This window comes from Hymenobacter mellowenesis (genome assembly GCF_030581005.1).
Taxonomy (GTDB): Bacteria; Bacteroidota; Bacteroidia; order Cytophagales; family Hymenobacteraceae; genus Hymenobacter; species Hymenobacter mellowenesis.
In genome coordinates, this window is record NZ_JAUQSX010000001.1 from 381,517 (window position 1) to 400,513 (window position 18,997).

Below are 18,997 nucleotides of genomic sequence, written 5' to 3' on the forward strand. Positions count from 1 at the left end.
TATTTCCGTATGGCAAGCCGCACTCCGTGCGTAACTTGCGCCCGCATTCGTTTCCCCACACATGAAAAAAACGCTCCTCCCCGGCCTGCTGGCCGCTGCCCTGCTGTCGTTCACGCTGCCGTCCTGCGGTCCTTCGGCCACGGAAGGCGATGACGATATTGCCACCACCGAATTGCCGCCCCTGCCCGCTGCCCCCGACACCACCAAAGGTGCCAAGCAGCCCGAGCAGTTCCGCGAGCTGAATTCGGTGAATGCCACCGAAGACATCAAAAAGATGCAGCCCCAGATGTAATCTGGCCATTTGCTGCTACCGAATGAGCAATGAATGATGCCGGTTTCGGCGTTTTTCGTTGCTCATTTTTGTTGCCGGCCCTTTTCGTTTCACCCTTTGCCCATTGCCCCTTGGCTACTGAAAACTACAAGCTCCGCCGCGGCGTCGAAGCCGATTTACCCCAGGTGCTGGGCCTCATTCACGAACTGGCACTGTACGAGCGCGCGCCCGAGGCCGTGACCAACACGCTGATGGCCATGCAGCGCGACGGATTTGGGCCGACGCCCATCTTCGGGTTTTTCGTGCTCGAAAACGAAGCCGCCGACATCATCGGCCTAGCCCTGTTCTACACCGCGTACTCGACCTGGAAAGGCCGAATGCTGTACCTGGAAGACTTGGTGGTGACGGAAACGGCCCGGCGCGGCGGCCTGGGCCGGCTGCTCTTCGATGCCGTGGTGGCCGAGGCCCGCACCACCGGCGCCGTGCGCCTGAAGTGGCAGGTGCTGAACTGGAACGAGCCCGCCATTGGCTTCTACCAAAAGCTGGGCGCTACCATTGAGCAGGACTGGTTCAACGGCAACCTCGACGAGGCCCAGCTGGCCAGCTACGCCGTAGCACCAGCGGCAGCTGTGGCAGCCACGCCGCGGGTAGAGCGGAATTTGTAGGGCTGACAGGGGCAATTGACCCAATAAAAAGAACGTCATGCTGAGCGAAATCGAAGTATCTCGCGTGCTGAAGTAATCAAATCTGTTTTCACGATTGAGTTGCTACCACACGCGAGATGCTTCGACTTCGCTCAGCATGACGTTCTTTTTATTGGGTTACCCCCGCCTTGCCACTCAATACCGCACAAACTTGCGGCTGCCGGTTCGGCCCTGCGCATCCTGCCAGCGCAGGATATAGAGGCCGGGAATCAGATTGGTCAGGCTGAGGGGCACTACGTTCAGGCCGGTGGTGAGGGCGACGGAGGTGGTGCGCAGGCGGCGGCCCAGCCGGTCGTAGATGCGGAAAACTACCGTGCCGTCGGCGGCGGTGGGGTATTGCAGGCGCAGCACATCGCCAGTCACGGGGTTGGGGAAGATGGAGGCCGTGGCACTTGCGCCCTCGGAGGTGACGAGGGCAGGCGCCACGTTGTCGAGCGAGCCGTCGGGGCGCAGCAGGCGCAGGCGGTAGTAGTGCAGGCCACCGGGCGCTTGCGCATCCACGTACTGGTACTGGGCGTCGGGCGGCCTGGGCGCGACGGTGGCCAGCCGCGTCCAGGCCAGGGTATCGCCGCTGAGGCTGCGCTCCACCACGAAGCTGCTCAGGAAACACTCGTCGCGCGTGGCCCAGGTGAGGGTGGTGCCCGTGCCGGCGGCATACTGCGCCGCAAAGCTGGTGAGCGGCGCGGGCAGCAGCGCCGGGCCGCCGCACCCAAGCTGGCGGAAGCTGCGCACCCGCAGCACCTGCCGCCCTCCGGCCACGTCGCTATTCGTGTTGAGGGCGCGGGTATTCTGGCCGCGGGCCACAGCGTAATGCATCACGGCGCCGGGCAGGATGAGGTGGGTGAGCTGCTGGGCATGGCCCAGCTCGTGCACGGCCACCGTTTCAAAATCAATCTGGCCCAGGACGCCAATTGCAAACGCGGGCCCAAACTGAAACGTGGCCCCGTCGTCGAACTGCATGTCGATTTCCTTCACCCAGAACACCACCTCGCCGCTGGGCGCGTAGCAGCCTCGGTAGTAGCTGGTGGTGCGGCCCAGCACCAGGGCCGGCAGCTCGGCGCCGGCGTCGAAGGCCACCACGTTCTGGCCGTCGTCAGCAATGGCGTTGGTGGCGTTAGTGGCGGCCACATCCCAGTTCATGCCCGTCTGGCAGCGCCAGGTGGCCAGGGCCCGCTGCCAGGCGGCCGAGGCAGCGGCATTGGCCGTGAAATTGGGGCCGAAGCGGAAGCTGATGCCGCCGCTGGCATTGAGGGCAATGTGGTTGGGCCGCTGGAGAAGGGTGCCGTCGGTGCTTTCCACGTTCGAAAGCGCGTAAATGATGGTAACAGCACCGGCGCTTTCCACCACCGACTGGTCGGCGGTGGTGACGCGGACGGTGCCCGAGCCAGCCGGGTGGCCTCCGCTGATGGGCGAGCCGCCGCTGGCCGCCGAAGGTACGCGCACTTCGATGCGGTTATTGGTCCAGCTCAGGTAGTCGGCTTCACGCGCCTTCACGCGGGTGCTGCCGCCGTCGTCGGCGTTGCGAAAATCGACAAAGCCAGTGCCCCGGCTGCTGCCAAAGCCGTCGCCGACGATGGTGAGCACCGCGCCCGCGCCCGCCGGCAGTCTCTGGGGCGAGAAGCTGCTAATGGTGGCCGCCGTGGTGCGCCGCACCGGAATGGTGGCCGGTGCCAAGGCCGGGTTGGCGTGCAGCAGTTGGCGGGGCTGACCGGTGAGGCTGGTGATTTCCTTAAAAAACGCGGCATCCAGCGCCGGGTAGGTGCGAAATGGCTCGGTGGCGATGCGCTCGGTGGTGTTGAATTCGATGAAGCCCTGCTGGCTGGCGTAGGGCGTGTAGGCGGCGCCGGCGGGCAGGCCCGGCCAGGGCGCGGGCGTCAGGAAAAACACGCCCTGCTGGCCGGGAGCCAGCGCCAGCGTATTGGTGAGCACCTGCTGGTCGAGCCCGAGCCGGCCGCCTTCGGTGACGAGCATGAGGCCGGTGGTGTCGGCCACCTGGCCTTTTAGCAGCGAAAACACCCGCAGCCGGTGCCGCGTGAACAGGCGCGTGTGGCCGGCGTTCCAAAACCCTTGGGCATCGAGCACTTGGGCTTCGACTACCAAGGCGGCCTGCCGAGCGCGCTGGGCGGGCTCGACGGGCGCCATGAGACAGTGCAGCTCCGGCGCGGGCGCCTGAGCCCAGCTGGCCCCGGCGCTGGCCGCCAGCAGGGCCAGCGCGGGCACCAGGCGGCGGCTCAAAACTCGAAAAAACGGTAACGAAAGCAGCATAGGCGAAGCAGAGAAGCTAGGGCAACCAAGATACGGCAAACCCGGGGCGCCGGACTCTTTTAATTGCCGCGCGGGGCCGGCGCCGGGTCGGGTGCCGAATGCCGGGTTTGCCGGTAGCGGCGCCAGTCGCGCCAGATGGCGCCCACAAACACGTTGAGCCGATAGCTGAAGTACATGCCGTCGAAATCGTCCTTGTAATCAACCTCAAACACCGACTTGCGGTAGCCCACGCTGCCGCTCACGCCCACCCAGCGCGTGGGCTTGAACAGCACGCTCAGGCCCGCTTCTACGGGCACGAACAGGCCGTAGGATTCGGTGGTAACGCGGCCGTTTTGGTCGGTTTCGGAGTAGTGGCTGCGGCCCAGCCCGGCCTCCAGCGGAAAGCTGATTTCCAGCCAGCGGCGCGGCGTGAATACGTAGCTGATGTTGGGTGTGAGGTAGGTGAGGCTGAGCTGCGGGGTGAGCACATCGGCGATTTTCTTGGTGCGCTTGCCGTTTTTGTATTGGTAAGTGTAGAGGTTAGCGTAGTCGCGGCTCAGGGTGTAGGCGCCCAGTCCCAGGCGCCAGCGGTGGCCGGGCAGCACCACGCCCGCGTTCAGCCCAATGATGCTCACGGCCGACGAGTGCAGAAACGACTCGCGGTTGTCGAGCGAAAACACGAAGCCCACCCGGCGCGGAGCCGGCGCGGGCGGCGGGCAGGGCGGCCCGTCGGCCACCGAATCGCGGGGCGGGGCGGCCGCCGGCTGCTGGGCCGCCACCGGGCCGGCCAGAACCAGCCCCAGCAAGAAGCCCCACCGGCAGCCACGACCTTGGAAATCAGGGTAGAGTAGACTCATGCAGTCAAAGCTAAAAACGACCCGGCGGGTAGCGCGCCCCAAAACGCCCAATTCCCGCCCACGCTCTACAGACAGCCGCCAGCGCCCCGGGTTTAGCCCGCCGTCGGCGCGGGCTGCGGCCCCCACGAGGGCGAGCCGCCGGCCACCACGGGCCAGCCGTCGGCGTAGGTCAGCCGGTCGAGTAGCAGCACGCGGCGCGAGTAACCTTCGGAGTCGTCGATGGCGTCGAAGGTGGGCTGGCGCGGGTCGATGGCATGGCAGGCCAGCCAGTCGTGGCCGGCGGCATCGGTCACCACGCAGTTGTGGCCGGGGGCACGCCAGTGTTCGTTGGCGGCCAGCAGGGCGGCGTGGGGGTTGGCCGTGGCAGCGGCGTAGGTTTCAAAAGGACCGGTGGCGTGGCGGGCGCGGGCCACCAGCACGGCGTAGTGGGCGTGCGGCCCGCAGCAGTTGTCGCCCGAAAAAAAGAGGTAGTACCAGCCCTCGTGGTGGTGCACCCAGGCACCTTCGATGAGGCGGTGGTAGTCGTCGGGGTCGTCGCTCTGGCTGGGCTGCACCACGGCCTGCGCCACGCTGCCAGACCGGAAACTGAGCCGGTCTTCGGCCAATTCGCGCACCCAGATGGGCCCGAAGCCCGAGCCCCAGTACAGTAGCCGCTGCCCGGTGGCGGGGTCGTCGTAGGCCATGGGGTCGATACAGGTGAAGCCGGGGCCGGGCAGCATGGGCTGACCACTGTCCACAAACGGGCCGGCGGGCTGTTCGGCAACGGCTACGGCCAAGCTGAAAAAGTCGGCGCCATCGGGCCGGGTGGAGTAGTAGAGGTAATAGCGGCCGCCGTGCTCGCTCACGTGCGGCGCCCATATTTTCTGGCTCTCGCGGGCCCAATCGGGCTTTTTGGGCAAGCCTTCACCAAGATATTCCCATTGAACTAGGTCGCGGGAGCGGGCCACCTGCAGGTTGATGATGACGCCGGCGCGCTTGGTTTGGGTGCCGTAGGCGTAGTGCCAGCCATCGGCGGCGCGGATGATTGTGGGGTCCGGGAAATTGTCGTCGATGACGGGGTTTTGGTATGGCATAGGACGGCGGGAAGGGTGGAATAATAGGGAGGCGGGAAACCAAAGAACGTCATGTCGAGCTTGCCGAGACATCTCGCGTGCCGAAGTAATCAAACTCGTTTTTACGATGGAGTTACTACCCCACGCGAGATGTCTCGGTAAGCTCGACATGACATTCTTTCCTTCGTGACAGCGCTGACAACTCCTCACCGCTTTCGAATGAGGTGTCGGCACCTGTTAGCTTTGCGGTTTGGCCCGGCGCGTTGCGGGGCTGCTTCATTCTTATTTCAACTCCCCGATGTTCCGAAAACTCGTTGCGCTGCTCGTCCTTTCCTGCGCCCCGTACAGCCTGCTGGCCTGGGGCGTGCTCGGCCACCGGGCCGTGGCGCGCATTGCCGAAAACCACCTTTCCGGCACGGCCAAGCGCGAAGTGGCCCGTATTCTGGGCCGCGAAACCATGCCGCTGGTCAGCACCTGGGCTGATGAGCTGCGCAACGACCCGCAGTTCAAGGACACGGCGCCTTGGCACTACGTGAACGTGCCCACCGGGCTCGACTACACCGCCTTCACCACCCAGCTCAAGGCCACCGTGCAGCCCGCCCCGGCCCTGCCCACCAACGCCTACGCCGCCCTGCTGCAAATGCGCCAGGACCTGAAAGACCCCAAGAAAACCGCCGACGAGAAGCGCATTGCCCTCAAGTTCCTCATTCACCTGGTGGGCGACGTGCACCAGCCCCTGCACCTGGGCCACCTCGAAGACAAGGGCGGCAACAGCATCATGGTGAGCTGGCGCGGGCGCGACACCAACCTACACAGCATCTGGGACGGCGACCTGGTGGAATATCCTGGCTTCACCTTCACCGAAATGACGGCCGCCTACGACCGCGCCACCCCCGCCCAAATCAAGGACTGGCAGAAAAGCGACCCCACGGCCTGGCTCTTCGAGTCGTACCAACTATGCCCGCCGGCCTACGCTGCCGCCGCTACCAACCCCAAGTTCGACTGGCACTTCTACCCCACCTTCGGCCCCACCGTGGAGGACCAGATTCTCAAAGCCGGCATCCGGCTGGCCGGCATGCTGAACGAGGTGTTCGATAAATAGCCGATTCGCACGGGTCTTTTCGCAATCGATAAAGAAGCCCCAGCTGCCCGTGCAGCCGGGGCTTGTTGTTGCTAGCTTTGCTCGGATGTGAGGCCGCCTTCCACTCCAGAACCTCCTTCCCGCTACCATGCTGTTTTTATTCGGAACCCGCAACGCCACCATTGCCACCGCGCCCCTGCCCGGCTTGGCCTGCGCCAACTGCCACACGCCCGAGGCCCTCACCTGCGCCGTGTTTTCGCGCTACGTGCATCTGTTCTGGATACCGGCCTTTCCCATCAGCAAAACCAGCATCACGGTATGCCAGCACTGCAAGCAGGCCCTCACTACACGCGAAATGCCGGCCAGCTACCGCGCCCCCGTGCAAGCCGTGCAGCAGCAGGCGCGCACGCCCCTGACGCATTTTGCCCTGCTGCTGCTCTTCGGGGCGGTGGTAGCTTTGGGCCTGGTGATGAGCTTATTTGGCAAATCAACTACTCGGCCTGACGCCGCCACCAATACAGCCGCCAGCACCGTGGCCGTCGGCAGCCGCTACCGCTTCAACGTGACCGACGACGGCCGGCAATACAGCCTGATTGAAGTTACCCGCGTCACGCCCGACAGCGTGCAGTACCGCATGACCAACCCATTGCGCGGCAGCCTGAACGATGCCAGCGCGACGCTTGCCCTACGCGACTCCGTGGCCCCAGCCAACGCCCACCAGCACGTTTCAACGCAGCAGTGGGAGAACTCCAGCACCGGCCAGGGCCTGTTCAAGCAGCTCGATTGAGTTGTTGCTTGAATTAGCCAAACTCATTTAGGCTGTGTGGACAGTGAGAAAAAGGAACGTCATGCTGAGCTTGTCGAAGCATCTCTACCGCTTCGTTGTGGAGCAATTGGATTACTCGCGCGGTAGAGATGCTTCGGCTGCGCTCAGCATGACGTTCTAAATGGGATTTCCAGCCAACTGTCCACAGACCCTAGAACGGTCATGCAGCGCGCAGCATGACCGTTCTTATACCCCGTGCCTACCCCGCCAGCGCCGGCCGCCGGCCAAACCAAGGCCGGGCCTGCTCCAACTGCCCGGCCAGCCGGAACAGCACGTCCTCGGCCCCCAACTGAGCAATGAACTGCACACCGCAGGGCAGCCCGTCGGCCGTCCAGTGCAGGGGCACCGACATGGCAGGCTGGCCCGTGAGGTTGGCCACCTGGGTATAGGGCGTTTTTTCGAGGCTTTGCTCGGCCAATTTTTCCACGATGCCCGAGCGGCGAATGAGCCCGCCGAGGCCGAAGGTATTCACCAGTTTCAGCAGCTTTTGCTCCAGCGGCTTGGGCTGCAGCTCGCCGATGCGCACGGGCGGCGTGGCCAGGGTGGGCGTCAGGAGCAGGTCGTAGGTTTGGTGGAAGCGGCCCATGCGGCGGGCGCTGTCGTTCCAGGTGTGGCGGGCGGCGGCGAAGTCGGCGGCGGTGTAGGTGCGGCCCAGCAGGCCCAGCAGCCAGGTGGTGGGCTCCACATCGGCGGGCCGGGCGGGGCGACCCAGGTGCTTGCTGAGCGCCGCAATACTGGCCCCGGTTTCGCCAAAATACAGCATCAGAAAAGCCGACGCCACGGCCCGGCCATCGAAGGGCAGCGGCACTTCTTCCACCTCGTGCCCCAGACTTTCGAGCAACTGAGCGGCGTCGCGCACGGCCGTGGCGCATTCCAAGTGCAGGGCACTGCCCAGCGGGTGGCCCAGGCTGAAGGCAATGCGAAGGCAGCCGGGCTCGCGGCCCACTTCTTCCAGATACGGCCGTGCCGGGTTGGGCAGGAAGTAGGGGGCGCCCGCGTCGGGCCCGCAGGTAGCGTCGAGCAGCGCCGCGCTGTCGCGCACCGAGCGGCTGAGGACGTGCTCCACGGCGGCGCCCTGCCACTTCTCGCCCTGTTCTGGGCCGGTGGGTACGCGGCCCCGGCTCGGCTTGAGCCCAAACAGCCCGCAGCACGCCGCCGGAATCCTTATGGAGCCGCCCCCATCGCCGGCTCCGGCCACCGGCACCAGGCCCGCCGCCACGGCCGCAGCCGCGCCGCCGCTGCTGCCGCCGGGTGTGTGGCCTAGGTTCCAGGGGTTGCGGGTGGGGCCGTGCAGCAGGGGCTCGGTCACGCCCATGAGGGCAAACTCGGGCGTGTTGGTTTTGCCCAGGATGTTGAGGCCGGCGGCCTGCCAGCGGCGCACCAGCTCGGCATCTTCCTTCGGCACGAAGCCGCGCAGCGCCCGGCTGCCCGCCGTGTGCGGCGCCCCGGCGTATTGCGCCCCGAAGTCTTTCAGCAAAAAAGGCACCCCGCCAAACGACCCGGCTGGCAGCCCGGCCCCGGCCCGCGCCCGCGCCGCCGCATACAACGGATGCACCACGGCATTAATGCGCGGGTTCACGGCTTCGGCGCGGGCAATGGCGGCGGCACACAAGTCAGCGGCCGTGAGCTGGCCGGTGCGCAGCAGGTGGGCCATGGCCAGGCCGTCGAGCTGGTCGTATTCGGCGAAAGAAATCATAGCGCTAAATGTAGCCCGTGAACATCGGGTAATGCCTTTCCGACAATAATTCAGGCAGCCGCTTGCAGAAAGCCCGTCATTACCCTTTACCTTACCGTGATTTAACAGCATTATACCCAGAGCCATTCTTTACGCCACTGTCCAAGCATGCTGCTGCCCGCATTTATGGTAACCCCGGTTTTCACGATTTTAGATTATGCGAAAGCCATTGAATTCTACATCAACTGGTTAGGCTTTCGCATCGACTGGCAGGAAGAGCACGACAAAAAACCGGTTTACGTGCAGGTATCGCGGGGCGAAATCATCCTCCATCTCAATGCCCTGGCCGACGATGTGCCGGCCGGCGCCAAGGCCCGAGCCGAAATACAGGGCATCCTTGCCTTCCACCACCAGCTGCTCAGCAAAAACCTCCGCCGCCCCACCGTCCAGCCCGCCTACTGGAACAGCCGGGTGCTGGAAATGGAAGTCGTCGACCCCTTCGGCAATCGTCTCGTGTTCTGCGAGATTGCCACGCTGCCAGCGTAAGGCGGTAAAGAGTTGGGAAGCTGGGAAAAGAAGAACGTCAGGTCGAGCTGTCTCGGCCAGCTCGACCTGACGTTCTGTTTATTTCTTGCTTTCGGGCGTCCCCGGCACTAAGCTGTTCAGGTAATTCTCCAGGTTGGTATAGCCGTTGGCGGCGGCCAGGGCACGGTCGGTGGCGTTTTGGGGGTTGAGGCCGTGGGCTTTTTCCCAGGCATCGGGCATGCCGTCGTGGTCGGCATCGGCCGGAGCGGGGGCGGTTTTCAGCACCGGCCAGGCGCGCTGGCTCACGCTGTAGGGCGTGCCGTGGGGGTAGTGGCCCTGCACGTCGATGACGGTGCCCGTGCCCGTGCGCACCTCCCGAATGATGCGCTGGTCCAGCGTATCGCGCACGGGCCGGATGGCGCCCACGCCCTGCAGCACCGCTTCGTAGGCCGCCCGGGCGGGCTGTAGGGTGAAGGCGCCCAGGGCAAAAGGCGTGGTGACTTTGGCCTGCGCTGTGTCGGCCGCGGTGCCGCCGTTCATCACCACGCCGCGCCAGTTGTGGGCCGTCACGGCGGGGGCGCCGTCCACGTAGTTGCCCATGAGGTAGAACTTACCGTAGGGCAGGCGGCCTTTTTCCTTGTCGATTTTGTAGGGATTCAGCACTTGGGTCTTCACTTTGGGGCTGGTGCTGGGCCCTGGCTTGTAGTAGTTGTTCACGATGTTGTAGTTGCCGCCTTCGCCGGCGTACACGTTGTTTTCGCCCCAGTTGTAGATGACGTTGTTGCTGAAATCGCAATTCTCAAAACCCGCCGGGTGGGTGTAGCGGCTGCCGTTGAAGCGCGGCGTGCGGTTTTTGCAGTGCGCAAACAGGTTGTGGTGAAACGAGGAGTGCTGCCCGCCCCAGATGCCCCCGAAGCCGTGCCGCTCAAAATCGGTATCCCCTTTTTCGTAGTGGTAGGAGTAGTTCAGCGGCTCGGCCATGATGTTCCACTGCAGCGTGGTGCTGTCGCCTTCGTACACGCTCAAAGCCTCGTCGGTGCTCCAGCTCATCGAGCAGTGGTCGATGATGAGGTGGTTGTTGCGCAGGCCGCCGAAGGCATCGTCGCCCCCGGCCCCATCCACGAAGCCTTGGTTCTGGTTTTTGTCGCCCATCCGAAACCGGATGAAGCGCACGATGACGTTATTCGCCTTCACCGATACCGGAAAATCGGCCAGGCAAATGCCGTCGCCGGGCGCCGTCTGGCCCGCAATGGTGGTATTGGCCTTGCTGATGGTGAGCGGCGAAACCAAGTGAATGGTGCCCGACACCCGAAACACAATGGTGCGCGCCGGGGCCTTCGCCGCGTTCAGCTGCACGGCATAGCGCAGGCTGCCGGGCTGGCCGTCGTCGAGCAGGTTGGTGACTTCCAGCACCGTCGTCGGCACCGCCGCCGTGCCCCGCCCGCCGGTGGTGAAACGCCCCGCGCCCTCGGCCCCCGGAAAGGCCGGCAGGCCCTGCGCTTGGCCCGGCCCCGCCGCCAGCAGGCCCAGACCCAACGCCCCAAATACAGGCCGGAAAACCGCCACTGAAAAAAAATCTTTGAAAAAGGATAGCATGTTATCGGTTTTAAGTTGCAACTTAGAGGTTCGGCAGTGAAAACCGGGTGAAAACCCGGCACCGCTGCCGAATAAAAACCGAGCCAGGCTAACGCCATCGATTGCGTGGATTCTAGCTGGGCTAAGCAACTTCTCACAGGTGGTTGCATGTTAAGGAATTGCCAGTTCCACCCGGTATCCGCTGGCGCTTCTGTCTCCCTCTCTCACTCAGTTTCTATGCGTCTTTTTTTTCTCCTTTTCGCAGCAGCAACCCTTAGTGGAGCGCATTCGGCCTCGGCCCAGCAAGCCGATTCGCGGGTAGCCAATCCGGGCAATTCGCCGGAGCGCATTGCTCTTTCGGCCCGGCCCGAACGTGCGGCCCCCGCCCGCCCGCGCCTGGCTTGCGCCCCGCTCATGGGCACCGTCTACGACCCCAACGGCAAGCCCCTCATCGGCGCCACTCTGCTCATCAAAGGCACCCACGAAACCTATGTGACGGATTCGGAAGGCCGTTTCCAACTCACCGACCCAGTGTACGAGGGCCAGATTCTGGACGTGCAGGCCGCCGGCTACGGCCTCATCGAAGTACCGCTCGACGACTGCACCCTGCCGCGCTTGGTGCTGGCGCCCCTGCCCGGTGCCAAGTTCAAGCAGCACGGCAAGAAGCAAGGCCAGGTTATCCGCCTCAATCACCGCAGCACAGTGCTGAAGTAGCGGGTTGAGTTTAGGCAAAGATTGAACAAGGGAACGGTCATGCTGAGCGCAGCCGAAGCATCTCTACCGCGCAAGTAATTCATTTACTCTCGCGGTAGAGATGCTTCGGCTGCGCTCAGCATGACCGTTCTGGCAGTGACCGGTTGGGACTACCGCGCCTGCGGGTCCACCGTCTTGGCGGCGGCGCGGTGCACAATTCGGTCAGCCAATTCTAATTTCAGGGTGCGGATATCAGCCAGCACGATTTGGGCCATTTTGCGGGCGCCCAGTTCGTTGAAATGGGTGTTGTCTTCCTTGCCGTCGGGGTAGTTGGGGTGCTCACCGGGGGCTAGTTGGTTGAATAGCAGGCGGGAATTTTCGACGCCCAATTGCTGGAGCAGCGCCTGGCTTTCGCGGTCGAGGTCGATGAGGGGCACCTGCTGCTCCCGGGCCGTGACGCGCACGATTTCGGAATAGACATTGTGGGTGCCCTCGACCTGGCCGGATGCGTCGAACTTGCGGCGCGCCACGGGCGTGATGAGCACCGGCAGCGCCTTTTTGGCCCGGGTTTCGGTGACGTAACGGACGAGGTTGGCTTTGAATTCGGCTTCGGTGGTGTAGGTTTTCTTGGTGGGCACCTCGTCGTTGTGTCCGAACTGAATGAAGACGTAGTCGCCGGCCTTGAGGGCACTGGCTACGGGCTGCCAGCGGTTTTCGGCCAGGAAGCTTTTGGTGCTGCGGCCGTTCTGGGCGCGGTTGTCGACGGTCACGGTTTCGTCGAAAAAGTTGACGAAGGGCATGCCCCAGCCGGTTTCGGGGTAGTTTTTCACCTCTTTGATGGACATGGTGGAATCGCCGATGAGGTAAACGGTGATTTTGCCCGGCGCCGGCGCGAAGGCGCTCAGCAGCAGCAGGCCCAGCCCGATGGTGCTGGCAAACAAGCGGTTCATCATAAAAAGCAAAACTGGGGCAGTTGAACAACTGAAAGGTGGGACTAATTTCCGGTAATCCGGCATATTTCCGGCGAGCAGGCGGGTAATTCACCGTTCTGCCCGACCTTCACTCCATCTATGAAACAACGCTCCATCGGCCGCTTCCGGCCTTTTATTGGCCTGCTGGCGGGCCTGCTTTTGCTGGTGCTGCCGCCGGCCCCGGCCCAAACGCCCAGCGCTGCCCTCTCCAAAGTGTGGGTGCCCGATTTGGGCAACGGCCGCTACAAAAACCCGGTGCTCTATGCCGACTATTCTGACCCCGACGTGGTGCGCGTCGGCAGCGACTTTTACCTGACGTCCTCCAGCTTCAACTGCGTGCCGGGTCTGCCGATTCTGCACTCCAAAGACCTGGTGAACTGGACCATCATCGGCAACGTGTTCGGGGCGCAGCCGCCGCTGGCGCGCTACCGCGAGCCCCAGCACGGCAACGGCGTGTGGGCCCCGGCCATCCGCTACCACAACCAGGAATTCTACATCTACTACCCCGACCCGGACCTGGGCATTTTCGTGACCAAGGCCCGGAACCCGGCCGGGCCGTGGTCGACGCCGGTGTGCGTGAAGGAGGCCCGGGGCTGGATTGACCCCTGCCCGCTCTGGGACGCCGACGGCCGGGCCTACCTCGTGCACGGCTTCGCAGGCTCGCGCGCGGGCATCAAAACCGTGCTGGCCGTAAGCCCGATGGCGCCCAGCGGCCTGCGCCTGATTGGCGACGACGTGCTGGTGTTTGATGGGCACGCCGGCCATCCCACGCTGGAAGGGCCCAAATTCTATAAGCGCAACGGCTACTACTACATTTTCGCGCCGGCTGGCGGCGTGCCCACGGGCTGGCAGTTGGTGCTGCGCTCAAAAAGCGTGTACGGGCCCTACGAGGAGAAAATTGTGATGGACCAGGGTAAAACGCCCATTAACGGCCCGCACCAGGGCGCCTGGGTAGATACCGACGCGGGCGAGGACTGGTTTCTGCATTTTCAGGACCAGGGCGCTTATGGCCGGGTGGTGCACCTGCAGCCCATGGTTTGGAAAAACGACTGGCCTGTCATCGGCGAAGACCCGGACGGCGACGGCAAGGGCCAGCCGGTGCTCAACTACCGCAAGCCGCGCATCAAGAGCCCGGCCCAGCCGCTGGCCACGCCGCCCACTTCCGACGATTTTGGCCGTGTGCCGCTGGGCCGGCAGTGGCAGTGGCACGCCAACCCGCAGGATTACTGGGCCTACCTCAACCCGGCGGCCGGCTACCTGCGCCTTTACTCGGTGCCGCTGCCCGAGGCGTATAAGAACCTCTGGCAAGTGCCCAACCTGCTGCTGCAAAAGCTGCCCGCAGAGGTGTTCACGGCCACGGCCAAGCTCACCTTCAGCCCCCGGGTGGAGGGCGAAAAAGTGGCTTTGCTGATGATGGGGCTCGATTACGCCTACATTGCCCTCAGCAACCAGGGCGGCAAGCTGCTGCTCAGCCAAAGCGTATGCAAGGACGCCGACAAAGGCACCGCCGAAACCGCGACGCCCGCCGTGGAAGTACCCGCGGCCCGCGCCGGCCAGCCTCTCTACCTGCGCGTGGCCGTGCGGGCCGGCGCCATGTGCCAGTTCAGCTACAGCTTCGATAACCAGGGTTTTCAGCCGCTGGGCGCCGAATTCAGGGCCCGCGAAGGGAAATGGATTGGGGCTAAAATGGGCTTGTTATGCTCACGCACGGCGAAGTTCAACGATGCCGGCAACGCGGACATTGACTGGTTTCATGTAGAAAAATAAATATTTTTCTACTCATAGTTGGGTTAAAGTCTGCTGGCTGGAATGGCGATGGTGGCGGGTTGCCTGCGGTGGCGAGGTGGAGAAATTTAAGGCGGCTTTTCATGCTTGGGTTAGGCAAGGCTGGGGTTTTGTACCGTTGCCTGCATGCGCGCTTGTTGAAAAGATGGTGGGTCCGTCACTTGACTGCCGGCTGCCAGGTGCGATGCCTGGCAGCCGGTAATCCGTGCTTTTCACCAAAGCCAAAAGCCTACTGAGCCGCCGCGCTCTCATTCGTCTACTCCGCTTTTTCCATCGCCTGGCCCGCCGCTTCGTGCGCTCAATGCTGCGCCAGGGGCCGGCACTAGCCTGCTCAAGTGCCTTAGCACCATTCCTATCTCACATTCGGCTCAACCTAAAGAATTCAACTGCGCACTGAATTCAAAAAACATTTATCATTCGAACGATGTACATACATTAAATGTATGTACATTTGAATACGGGTGGTAGCCATTATCGCCCATCTATTTCACGTTTTGCATCCTGCGTTATCACACCTTCAAAAACCATGAAAAAGCTCCTCTCTCCCCTGCTATTTGCCGCTACCATTCTGTCGGGCCCTGTTCAAGCTGCTAATGGCCCGGCCACCAGCAAGCCCACCAACCCCGCCGTTGAAACTTACAAAGTGCAGCCTCAACTGAGCTCGCTCGGCTGGACGGGCAAGAAAATTGATGGCCAGCACAGTGGCACCGTCGGTTTCAAAGATGGCTCGGTTCAGGTAAGAGGCAGCCAGCTGGTGGGCGGCACGTTCGTCGTGGACATGACCTCCATCAAGAACACCGACCTCACGGACGCCGACTACAACGCCAAACTCGTTGGTCACCTGAAATCTGATGACTTCTTTGGCGTAGAGAAAAACCCCACCGCCACCTTCGTCATCACCAACATCAAGCCGCTGAAAGGCAGCGCCGCCGGCAACAACGCCACCATCACCGGCAACCTGACCATTAAGGGTAAAACCAACCCCATCAGCTTCCCCGCCAAAGTGGGCGTGAAAGACGGGGTGGCCGCCGCTTCGGGCACGGCCAGTATCGACCGCACGAAATACGACGTCACGTTTGGCTCGACGCTGTTCGGGGCGGCGGCCGACAAGGCCGTTGACGACAATTTTTCACTGATTTTCAACGTCATCGCCAAAGTCAACGGCGTGGCCACCCGCTAAGCGCCCCCGAGGCCAGTCCTACAAACAGCCCTTTAAAAACCTCAAGATGGAAATTGGAATTGATAGTTTTGCGTCGCACCTGTTGCAAAACGGCGGCGACCACCTCAGCGGCACTGAGGCCATGCGCCTGCTGCTGGAGCGCATCGAGCGGGCCGACCAGGTCGGGCTCGACGTGTTCGGCATCGGCGAGCACCACCGGGCCGAATACCTCGACTCGGCCACGGCCGTGATATTGGCCGCCGCCGCGGCCCGCACCAAGCGCATTCGCCTCACCAGCGCCGTCACGGTGCTCTCGGCGGCCGACCCGGTGCGCGTGTTTCAGGAGTTTGCCACCCTGGACCTCATCGCGCAGGGCCGGGCCGAAATGGTAGTGGGCCGGGGCTCCTCCACCGAAGCCTTCCCACTTTTCGGCTACAGCCTGAATGACTACGACGAGTTGTTTGCCGAGAAGCTGGAGCTGCTGCTGGCCATTCGAGACACCGAAAAAATCAGCTGGCAGGGCCGGTTCCGGCCGGCCCTGACGGGCCAGGGCGTGTACCCGCGCCCGGCGCAGGCGCAATTGCCCATCTGGCTGGGGGTGGGCGGCACGCCCGAGTCGTTTGTGCGGGCCGGCGCGCTGGGCCTGCCGCTGATGGTGGCCATCATCGGGGGCGACACCCACCGCTTCCGGCCGCTGGTCGACCTCTACCGCGAAGCCGGCCGCCGGGCCGGGCACGCGCCCGAGCAGCTCAAAGTGGGCCTGCACTCCCTAGGCTACGTGGCCCCTTCTACCGAAGAAGCCCTGGACGATTTCGCGCCCGGCTACATCCAGACCTTCGGCCAGCGCGCCCGTGAGCGGGGCGGCTTTCCGCCCACGCGGGCCCATGTGGAGGCGCAGGCCGGCCCGCTGGGGGCGCTGCTGGTGGGCAGCCCCGAGGAAGTAGCCGCCAAGATTCTGCGGCACAGCGAGGCGCTGGGCGGCATTTCCCGCGTCACCTTCCAGATGGACGTGGCCGTGCTGCCGCACGAAAAAGTGCTGCAAGCCACCGAATTGCTCGGCATCCGCGTGGCGCCGCTGTTGCGCCAGGATTCCGCTGCTAAAGCGAAGTAACTGCCAGCCTGATTGTTCCGCGCATCAGGCAGATTGCGTAGGATAACGAGCAGGCAAAAGTCGGGGCTTTCTATGTGCCGGTTGATTCAGGCCCTCAGGGGCTGAGTCAACCGGTTTTGCGTTGGGAGTGGTGGCAGCTGTCGGCCAGATTTGCGCCAGAATTGCCCGCTACGTTTGCGCATCAGCTTGCCGGCGGGATGGCCGGAGCGGCGGGTGGCGCGACATCACGATGCTTCAGCCCGGCGCGCAGATGTCCGTCCCGACCGTCTTTCGCAGGCTCCGGGCCGGTTCCGGATGCCATATGCGGGTCTGACAATCTACTTCCCTACTCACTATTCCATGAAGAAGCTTCTCCTTGCGGGCGCATTCGCCCTTGGCGCTGGCGCTGCCCAAGCCCAGCAGGCCGCGCCCTATCGCCTGCTCAGCACCATTACCATTGGCGGCGAGGGAGGCTGGGACTACCTGAGCGTGGACCCCGCTGGTGAGCGGCTCTACGTGTCGCACGGCCGGCAGGTGGAAGTGGTCGATTTGAAGACGCGCAAGGTCATCGGCACCATCCCCGACACGCCCGGCGTGCACGGCATCGAGGTGGTGCCCGCCGCCGGGCGTGGCTACATCACCTGCGGGCGCACCAACACCTGCGTGGTGTTCGACCTGAAAACGCTCAAGCCCATCGGCGCGCCCATCCCCACTGGCCCCAAGCCCGACGCGCTGTTTTACGACGCCTTCTCGAAGCGCGTGTTTCTCTTCAGCAACGACGGCGGCAAAAGCACCGTGCTTGACGCCGCCACCGGCGCCGTGGTAGGCACCGCCGAGCTGGGCGGCGACGTGGAAGCTCCCGCCACCGACGGCAAAGGCACCATTTTCGTCAACCTCGAAGACAAGGGTGAAGTCATCGCCTTCGACGCCAAAACCCTAGCCGTGCGCCGACGCAGCCGCCTGGCGCCCGGCGAAGAGCCCACCGGCCTCGGCTACGACCCCAAAACCAACCGCCTGTTCAGCGCCTGCGCTAATGAGAAGCTGGTGGTGACGGACAGCAAAACCGGCCAGCAGGTGGCCGTGCTGCCCATCGGCCGGGGCGCCGACGGCGCCGTATTCGACCCGACAACGGGTAATGTGGTGACGTCGAACGGCGCCTCGGGCACGTTCACGGTCATTCACCAGGACTCGCCTACGAAGTACCGCGTGGTGGGCGACGTGCCCACGGCGCGCGGGGCCCGCACCATTGCGCTGGACCCGAAAACCCACCACCTCTTCACCTGCACGGCCGACTACGGCCCCGCCCCCGCCCCTACGGCCGAGAACCCGAAACCACGCCCCAGCATTGTGCCCGGCACGTTCCGGGTACTGGAATACGGGAAGTAAGAAATGCGGCGAAAGCAGTTGTAGTAAAAATAGAACGTCATGCTGAGCGTAGCGAAGCATCTTTACCGTGCGAGTAAATGATTACTTCGGCACGCGAGATGCTTCGGCTGCGCTCAGCATGACGTTCTGTTTGCTTGTCACCTCTGACCCTTTCTTACTTGCCCTCGCGGTTCAGGGCGATGCACAGGGGGCAGCGGGGGCGCGTTTCGGCTATTTGATGGGGCTCGTAGTATTGCCATTCGCCGCTGCTTTTCACGGTCTGGCCTTCGGGGCACGCGTCGTTGTCGTGAAACGGGTAGCGCACAGGCTCCGGCGCGGGGGCCATGATGCCCGTGACGTGCTGGGTGTGGCGAAAAAAAGGAGGCGTCTTCATCAAGAAATAGCTGTGGCGGGAAGTAGCGAGGTCAATCTGGTCGGGAAGCTACCGGCCAATTCTGTGCAGATTTAGGTTAGTGGCCGGGTGGGCGGCAGCAGCACGTACACGCCCGTGACCCAGCCCAGCGCCGCTATCCAGCCCGAAAGCACGTCGCTGGGGTAATGCACGCCTAGGTACACCCGCGAAAAGCCCACGCCCAGCACGAACAGCCCCCCCGGCAGCCACACCCGCCAGCGCCGCCGGGCCAGCAGCAGGCCCAGCGCCAGCACCACCGCGGCCGAGCCCATGGCGTGCCCACTGGGAAAGCTGTAGGACGTTTCCGGCGCCAACGACACCCAGAACGCCGGCCGGGGCCGCCCCAACAGGGCCTTGGCCAGCAGGTTGAGGGCGGCGGCCCCGCCCACGGCCAGCCCGAAAAACCCGGCGTAACGGTAGTGCCGACGCCACACCAGCCCGCCGGTGAATAGCCCGGCGAATACCGTCATCGGCACGGGCCCGCCGATGGTGGTGAAGAACAGGCTGAGCGAATCGAGCGCCGGCCGTGCGTGCGCGTGGGCCCAGCGCAGAATCTGCAGGTCGCCGTAGAAGCCTTCGCCTTCTTCAATTTCGGAGCTGGCTTTGAGGAAAACAGCCCACGGCAACACCACGCCCAGGAGCAGCAACCAGAGCAGGTGCCGACGGTGCGCCAGCAGCTTGTGCAGCAGGTGGTTGAAGAGCGAAGTCATGC

Annotated in this window: 18 protein-coding genes; 10 read left to right on the plus strand and 8 right to left on the minus strand. The window is 63.8% G+C overall.

The features are described 5' to 3' along the window. Window positions 1-61 precede the first annotated feature (61 nt). Window positions 62-292 carry a hypothetical protein gene (locus Q5H92_RS01670; protein WP_305009719.1) on the plus strand — a complete coding sequence of 77 codons (231 nt, stop codon included), beginning with the start codon at window positions 62-64 and terminating at the stop codon, window positions 290-292. Window positions 293-402: 110 nt separating this feature from the next. Continuing rightward, window positions 403-936: a GNAT family N-acetyltransferase gene (locus tag Q5H92_RS01675; protein WP_305009721.1), complete on the plus strand. Its 534-nt coding sequence runs from the start codon at window positions 403-405 to the stop codon at window positions 934-936. 174 nt (window positions 937-1,110) lie between these two features. Here Q5H92_RS01675 and Q5H92_RS01680 read toward each other — a convergent pair whose 3' ends face one another. The 3 genes from Q5H92_RS01680 to Q5H92_RS01690 all read right to left on the minus strand — a co-directional run bounded on the left by Q5H92_RS01680 (window position 1,111) and on the right by Q5H92_RS01690 (window position 5,149). Further along, window positions 1,111-3,210 (minus strand): T9SS type A sorting domain-containing protein, encoded by a 2,100-nt coding sequence (locus Q5H92_RS01680; protein WP_305009723.1) that lies wholly within the window; start codon window positions 3,208-3,210, stop codon window positions 1,111-1,113. Window positions 3,211-3,299: 89 nt separating this feature from the next. After that, window positions 3,300-4,076 (minus strand): hypothetical protein, encoded by a 777-nt coding sequence (locus tag Q5H92_RS01685; RefSeq protein ID WP_305009725.1) that lies wholly within the window; start codon window positions 4,074-4,076, stop codon window positions 3,300-3,302. A gap of 92 nt (window positions 4,077-4,168) precedes the next feature. Continuing rightward, window positions 4,169-5,149 carry a glycoside hydrolase family 43 protein gene (locus tag Q5H92_RS01690; protein WP_305009727.1) on the minus strand — a complete coding sequence of 327 codons (981 nt, stop codon included), beginning with the start codon at window positions 5,147-5,149 and terminating at the stop codon, window positions 4,169-4,171. A 277-nt stretch (window positions 5,150-5,426) separates the two neighbouring features. Between Q5H92_RS01690 and Q5H92_RS01695 the strand changes: the two genes are divergently transcribed. Together Q5H92_RS01695 and Q5H92_RS01700 are read left to right on the plus strand one after the other, a co-directional pair. Beyond that, window positions 5,427-6,230, plus strand: a complete 804-nt coding sequence (locus tag Q5H92_RS01695) for a S1/P1 nuclease (protein ID WP_305009728.1) — start codon at window positions 5,427-5,429, stop codon at window positions 6,228-6,230. Window positions 6,231-6,357: 127 nt separating this feature from the next. Next, window positions 6,358-6,996, plus strand: a complete 639-nt coding sequence (locus tag Q5H92_RS01700; protein WP_305009729.1) for a flagellar basal body-associated FliL family protein — start codon at window positions 6,358-6,360, stop codon at window positions 6,994-6,996. Between the two features lie 238 nt (window positions 6,997-7,234). Here the strand turns inward: Q5H92_RS01700 and Q5H92_RS01705 are convergent, their stop codons facing one another. Then, on the minus strand, window positions 7,235-8,731 hold the full coding sequence (locus Q5H92_RS01705; protein ID WP_305009730.1) for an amidase: 1,497 nt from the start codon (window positions 8,729-8,731) through the stop codon (window positions 7,235-7,237). A 165-nt stretch (window positions 8,732-8,896) separates the two neighbouring features. Between Q5H92_RS01705 and Q5H92_RS01710 the strand changes: the two genes are divergently transcribed. Beyond that, window positions 8,897-9,256, plus strand: coding sequence for a glyoxalase superfamily protein (locus tag Q5H92_RS01710; RefSeq protein ID WP_305009731.1), 360 nt, complete (start codon window positions 8,897-8,899; stop codon window positions 9,254-9,256). A gap of 78 nt (window positions 9,257-9,334) precedes the next feature. Here Q5H92_RS01710 and Q5H92_RS01715 read toward each other — a convergent pair whose 3' ends face one another. Next, window positions 9,335-10,831 (minus strand): pectate lyase family protein, encoded by a 1,497-nt coding sequence (locus Q5H92_RS01715; protein ID WP_305009732.1) that lies wholly within the window; start codon window positions 10,829-10,831, stop codon window positions 9,335-9,337. 216 nt (window positions 10,832-11,047) lie between these two features. Here Q5H92_RS01715 and Q5H92_RS01720 point away from each other — a divergent pair, with 216 nt between their 5' ends. Further along, on the plus strand, window positions 11,048-11,524 hold the full coding sequence (locus Q5H92_RS01720; RefSeq protein ID WP_305009733.1) for a carboxypeptidase-like regulatory domain-containing protein: 477 nt from the start codon (window positions 11,048-11,050) through the stop codon (window positions 11,522-11,524). Between the two features lie 149 nt (window positions 11,525-11,673). Here the strand turns inward: Q5H92_RS01720 and Q5H92_RS01725 are convergent, their stop codons facing one another. Further along, a complete protein-coding gene (locus tag Q5H92_RS01725; RefSeq protein WP_305009734.1) occupies window positions 11,674-12,456 on the minus strand; it encodes a rhamnogalacturonan acetylesterase in 783 nt (260 codons plus the stop codon). Window positions 12,457-12,573: 117 nt separating this feature from the next. Here Q5H92_RS01725 and Q5H92_RS01730 point away from each other — a divergent pair, with 117 nt between their 5' ends. The 4 genes from Q5H92_RS01730 to Q5H92_RS01745 all read left to right on the plus strand — a co-directional run bounded on the left by Q5H92_RS01730 (window position 12,574) and on the right by Q5H92_RS01745 (window position 17,894). Further along, on the plus strand, window positions 12,574-14,241 hold the full coding sequence (locus Q5H92_RS01730) for a glycoside hydrolase family 43 protein (RefSeq protein WP_305009735.1): 1,668 nt from the start codon (window positions 12,574-12,576) through the stop codon (window positions 14,239-14,241). Window positions 14,242-14,785: 544 nt separating this feature from the next. Further along, window positions 14,786-15,439 carry a YceI family protein gene (locus Q5H92_RS01735; protein WP_305009736.1) on the plus strand — a complete coding sequence of 218 codons (654 nt, stop codon included), beginning with the start codon at window positions 14,786-14,788 and terminating at the stop codon, window positions 15,437-15,439. 46 nt (window positions 15,440-15,485) lie between these two features. Then, window positions 15,486-16,529, plus strand: a complete 1,044-nt coding sequence (locus Q5H92_RS01740) for an Atu2307/SP_0267 family LLM class monooxygenase (RefSeq protein WP_305009737.1) — start codon at window positions 15,486-15,488, stop codon at window positions 16,527-16,529. A gap of 339 nt (window positions 16,530-16,868) precedes the next feature. Then, a complete protein-coding gene (locus Q5H92_RS01745) occupies window positions 16,869-17,894 on the plus strand; it encodes a YncE family protein (RefSeq protein WP_305009738.1) in 1,026 nt (341 codons plus the stop codon). A 154-nt stretch (window positions 17,895-18,048) separates the two neighbouring features. Here the strand turns inward: Q5H92_RS01745 and Q5H92_RS01750 are convergent, their stop codons facing one another. After that, window positions 18,049-18,267 (minus strand): hypothetical protein, encoded by a 219-nt coding sequence (locus Q5H92_RS01750; protein WP_305009739.1) that lies wholly within the window; start codon window positions 18,265-18,267, stop codon window positions 18,049-18,051. 71 nt (window positions 18,268-18,338) lie between these two features. Next, on the minus strand, window positions 18,339-18,995 hold the full coding sequence (locus Q5H92_RS01755; RefSeq protein WP_305009740.1) for a phosphatase PAP2 family protein: 657 nt from the start codon (window positions 18,993-18,995) through the stop codon (window positions 18,339-18,341). Window positions 18,996-18,997 lie beyond the last annotated feature (2 nt).

Excerpts from the sequence above, each read along its gene's own strand:
- Q5H92_RS01710 (WP_305009731.1), top strand. The coding sequence starts at position 8,897 with ATGGTAACCCCGGTTTTCACGATTTTAGATTATGCGAAAGCCATTGAA.
- Q5H92_RS01685 (WP_305009725.1), bottom strand. The coding sequence starts at position 4,076 with ATGAGTCTACTCTACCCTGATTTCCAAGGTCGTGGCTGCCGGTGGGGC.
- Q5H92_RS01735 (WP_305009736.1), top strand. The coding sequence starts at position 14,786 with ATGAAAAAGCTCCTCTCTCCCCTGCTATTTGCCGCTACCATTCTGTCG.
- Q5H92_RS01720 (WP_305009733.1), top strand. The coding sequence starts at position 11,048 with ATGCGTCTTTTTTTTCTCCTTTTCGCAGCAGCAACCCTTAGTGGAGCG.
- Q5H92_RS01740 (WP_305009737.1), top strand. The coding sequence starts at position 15,486 with ATGGAAATTGGAATTGATAGTTTTGCGTCGCACCTGTTGCAAAACGGC.
- Q5H92_RS01745 (WP_305009738.1), top strand. The coding sequence starts at position 16,869 with ATGAAGAAGCTTCTCCTTGCGGGCGCATTCGCCCTTGGCGCTGGCGCT.
- Q5H92_RS01705 (WP_305009730.1), bottom strand. The coding sequence starts at position 8,731 with ATGATTTCTTTCGCCGAATACGACCAGCTCGACGGCCTGGCCATGGCC.
- Q5H92_RS01670 (WP_305009719.1), top strand. The coding sequence starts at position 62 with ATGAAAAAAACGCTCCTCCCCGGCCTGCTGGCCGCTGCCCTGCTGTCG.
- Q5H92_RS01700 (WP_305009729.1), top strand. The coding sequence starts at position 6,358 with ATGCTGTTTTTATTCGGAACCCGCAACGCCACCATTGCCACCGCGCCC.
- Q5H92_RS01715 (WP_305009732.1), bottom strand. The coding sequence starts at position 10,831 with ATGCTATCCTTTTTCAAAGATTTTTTTTCAGTGGCGGTTTTCCGGCCT.
- Q5H92_RS01755 (WP_305009740.1), bottom strand. The coding sequence starts at position 18,995 with ATGACTTCGCTCTTCAACCACCTGCTGCACAAGCTGCTGGCGCACCGT.
- Q5H92_RS01730 (WP_305009735.1), top strand. The coding sequence starts at position 12,574 with ATGAAACAACGCTCCATCGGCCGCTTCCGGCCTTTTATTGGCCTGCTG.
- Q5H92_RS01725 (WP_305009734.1), bottom strand. The coding sequence starts at position 12,456 with ATGATGAACCGCTTGTTTGCCAGCACCATCGGGCTGGGCCTGCTGCTG.
- Q5H92_RS01695 (WP_305009728.1), top strand. The coding sequence starts at position 5,427 with ATGTTCCGAAAACTCGTTGCGCTGCTCGTCCTTTCCTGCGCCCCGTAC.
- Q5H92_RS01750 (WP_305009739.1), bottom strand. The coding sequence starts at position 18,267 with ATGAAGACGCCTCCTTTTTTTCGCCACACCCAGCACGTCACGGGCATC.
- Q5H92_RS01690 (WP_305009727.1), bottom strand. The coding sequence starts at position 5,149 with ATGCCATACCAAAACCCCGTCATCGACGACAATTTCCCGGACCCCACA.